Consider the following 1,746-nt stretch of genomic DNA (forward strand, 5'->3'; position numbering starts at 1 on the left):
GTCTCCTTCCGCTGGGGTTTCAACACGACCAGTTTGGCACATTCGATGCCGCAAGGGGCCGTCCACCCATCATTCTATGGCGGAGCACGGAGCGAAGCGACGCGGCGCAGAACCATAGAATCCATTCCCTGACTTCAAAGCGTTGCCACGATGCAGAATTCTGCTTCGCCGCACTCCACGCGGAAGGTCACGGAATGGATCCTCGGGTCTTCGCTCCGCTTCGCGTCGCTCCGCTCGTGGATGACGACGTCGCGGAGGCTTCGGCCAATCCCACGAGGATTAGTCTGAACGCCTATGACGTCGAGGGGCGCTCAGGCCAATCGCCGACGGCTGTGCATCCCTAAGCCTGTCCAAAGCGCTTGTTGGGCCAGTCGCTTTTGGCTTGCCGGCCGGCGGCGACGGTCGCACCATCCGGCAAAACGAACCCTACCGCTCTAGAAACAACAGATTTGCAGTTCCTTTTGCAAAGCCCAGTTTGCTGTAGAACGGGATGAGATTGTCAGGGCAATAGAGTTCAAAGCTGCGTACTTCGGTCAGTGTTTCGTGGTCAATGATCCGATTGATGATTGCTTGTCCAAGCCGCTGCCCACGAAAATCGGCGTGCACGATTACGTCAAAAATCATCGCTTTGAACGTGTAATCCGTCAGCACACGGGCGAACCCGATCAACTGGTCACTATCCGAACAAAGGCCGATTGCCAGGTCGGAATGCTCAATCATCCTGATGACGTCTTCAAACTGTCGCCCCTTCGTCCACCATTCCTTGCTGTACAGATCATACAATTGGCGCTGACGTCCGCCTTGGAAGGTCTCAATCCATTGGTCCGGCACATCGTCCTCCGCTCCTTCAGCTGGCCTACCAAACAAGAAAGGTTTCGAGCTGAAAAGACTGATTGGGATCAAACGAGCTCGTCGACATTGATGAGCCACGACATGCAAGCCAGGGCTAAGCCTGTCCAAAGCGCTTGTTGGGCCAGTCGCTTTTGGCTTGCTGGCAAGCGGCGATTGCCGCAGAAGGGTAGTGTCTATTTTCCTTCGGCCCGACCTTGAGCATTCCCAAAAACAACGACGAAAGCGCAACGCCACCCGCGGCGATGCTTCTGATGCTTTGCGTCTATGTCTGTTTCACCTTTCTCGACACCTCCAGCAAATATCTGGTGCTGGCCGGCGTCTCGGCGCTGATCGTCGCCTGGACCCGCTTCACCGTGCATGTGCTGCTGGTCGGCCTCTTCCTGCGCGGCTGGAGCGAGCCGGCGCGTTTTCGCGCCAACAATCTGCCGGCGCATATTTTGCGCGGCTGCATGCTTTTCGGCTCGACCATGTTCAACATCCTGGCGCTGAAGACGCTGCAGCTGGCCGAGACCACGTCGATCTATTTCTTCGGCCCGATGGTCATCACCGCCCTTGCCGGCCCGCTGCTCGGCGAATGGGCCGGCTGGCGGCGGTGGCTGGCAATCCTCACCGGCTTTGTCGGTGTCCTGATCATCACCCGGCCCGGCGTCGGCGTGTTCGGCATCGGCCATCTCTTCGCGCTCTGCTCGATGCTGTCGAACAGCTTTTACGTCATCATGACGCGGCGCATGTCGGCGACCGAAACCTCCGAGAGCCTGATATTGTTCTCGGCGCTGGCGCCGTCGGTGCTGCTGGCCCCAATGCTCGCCTTCTCGCACACCCTGCCGCAGGGCGGCTTTCAATGGTTCGTCGTGCTGATGCTGGGTGTCTTCAGCGCCGGCGGCCACTATTTGC

Annotated in this window: 2 protein-coding genes; one reads left to right on the plus strand and one right to left on the minus strand. The window is 58.6% G+C overall.

What is annotated here, in order from left to right; translation table 11 throughout:
* Positions 1-426: 426 nt before the first annotated feature.
* Positions 427-831: a GNAT family N-acetyltransferase gene (locus tag FJ471_RS34510; protein ID WP_140811498.1), complete on the minus strand. Its 405-nt coding sequence runs from the start codon at positions 829-831 to the stop codon at positions 427-429.
* Positions 832-1,103: 272 nt separating this feature from the next.
* Here FJ471_RS34510 and FJ471_RS34515 point away from each other — a divergent pair.
* Positions 1,104-1,746 (plus strand): DMT family transporter (locus FJ471_RS34515; RefSeq protein WP_181179964.1); only part of this gene is annotated, 643 nt, incomplete at its 3' end.

Origin of the sequence: Mesorhizobium sp. B2-7-1 (assembly GCF_006440735.1) — a bacterium.
Lineage (GTDB): Bacteria > Pseudomonadota > Alphaproteobacteria > Rhizobiales > Rhizobiaceae > Mesorhizobium.